Here is a 1,561-nt window from a genome sequence, read left to right on the forward strand (position 1 = left end):
TTGCACTCCTCCACGGAGTACTTCGGAGGCTCGAACCGGTGATCCCGGAACGACAGGGACATGGTCCCGGAGAAGTCCTCGATCGGACTGATCTCCTGGAAGATCTCCTCCAGCCCCGACTGCGTCGGGACGTCCCTGCGCCCGGCCTGGCGAGCCGCCTCGACCCGGGCCTTCCAGCGCTCGTTGCCGACCAGCCAGTCGAACGAGTTGGTCTGCAGGGCGAGCAGGTCGGGAACCTCGAGGGGCTCGTGGATGCGTGAGAAGGAGACGCGGCGGGGACCGGCGGGTACGGCGGAAGCGGTGCGCGAGGCAGCCAACAGGTGTGTCCTTCCGAGGGCTCGCGGCGGACTGGCGATGCGCACGCCGGACGACTTCACGGCCGAAGCGGAAGGAGGGGACGTCGAGGCGAGCGCGGAAGGGCAGCATAGAGCAAAATGCAGAGAGCTGTCCACGCCTATATGAACTGTCAACCTCTATCCCGGAACCAGGATGACACGCGCGCTTCGACCTCGTCAACCCGCGCGCCTGAAAGCCCCGGAGGAGAGATGCGTCCATCTATATGTTCGGAAAGGGGCGCCCGCCTACGCAGATCGAGTCGCCTCCGTCCTCATCCCAGGGAGGAAACGAAGCCGAGGATCACCGCCGCCAGGGCGGCGACGCCGAACCGGGCCGCCGACCGGCGGGTGGGGCGGGGCCCCTCCCGGAGGGTCGCGAGTCCGAGGGGCACGAACGCGGCGCACAGGCCCGCCGCACCCGCGATCGACAACGGCGTCGTCCCCTTCAGCACCCCCAGCGGCAGGACCGCCATGAGCGCCAGCCCGAGACAGCGCACCGGGCCGAGCACGCCGGCGCGCCAGGCTCCGAACGCCAGCACGGGCCAGCCGAGCATGATCGCGAACGAGGTGTACTGGAAGATGTGGAACGCCTGATAGGAGTCGGCCACGGCCGCGGTGGCCGACGGCCGCCCCTGGGCGTCGACGAGCCCGAAGGCCAGATGGTCCGCGCCGGCGTGGAACGTGCGGGCGAACAGCCCCACCAGGACGAGGCCGCCGCCGAACGCCGCCGGCGTCGGCCGGACGGCGCCGATGCGCAGGGCCAGGTCGCTGACGGCCGGCCCTAGGGCCACCGTCCCGGCCGCGAAGCAGCTGTAGGACGCCGTCATCAGCATCGGGTGCCGGTCGTAGGCGGCCAGTTGGTCGGGGAAGAAGAAGTGGAATCGCGCTCTGAGGAGCACCCCGCACAGCAGCAGGACGGGTCCGAAGAGCAGTGATGTCCCGGCGAGCCACCGTCCCGGGAACGCGAAGACGACGTGTGCCGGAGGTTGGGTTGACGACATGCCCACAGGCTGCCCGCACAGCGCTTTCCCGCGGATCGGCCCGGAGCCGACATTCCTCGTTCATACATCTGCGGACACCGCTCGCCGACATGGCGGCGCCTTCATCCCCAGGGATGATCCACTCTGGTCACGGCCGGCGCGGCGGTCCTTCAGCACCAGCACGCCGTGCGGGTCGGCGAGCGCCGCGCCGAGCGCGTCCTGCACCTCGTCGGCCGTCTGGTCGGT

At 70.1% G+C, this 1,561-nt stretch carries 2 protein-coding genes; both read right to left on the bottom strand.

What is annotated here, in order from left to right; genetic code table 11:
- Positions 1-317, bottom strand: a 317-nt coding sequence (locus tag AB0K37_RS42105) for a hypothetical protein (RefSeq protein WP_363991836.1), incomplete at its 3' end; no start/stop codon positions are given.
- 290 nt (positions 318-607) lie between these two features.
- Entirely contained in the window at positions 608-1,336 is a 729-nt protein-coding gene (locus tag AB0K37_RS42110; protein ID WP_363991838.1) for a hypothetical protein, read from the bottom strand.
- Positions 1,337-1,561: the final 225 nt, after the last annotated feature.

The organism is Actinomadura sp. NPDC049753 (assembly GCF_040674655.1).
GTDB lineage: Bacteria > Actinomycetota > Actinomycetes > Streptosporangiales > Streptosporangiaceae > Spirillospora > Spirillospora verrucosospora.

What these genes read in the sequence shown, in the direction of transcription:
- AB0K37_RS42110 (WP_363991838.1), bottom strand. Translation starts at nt 1,336, where the DNA reads ATGTCGTCAACCCAACCTCCGGCACACGTCGTCTTCGCGTTCCCGGGA.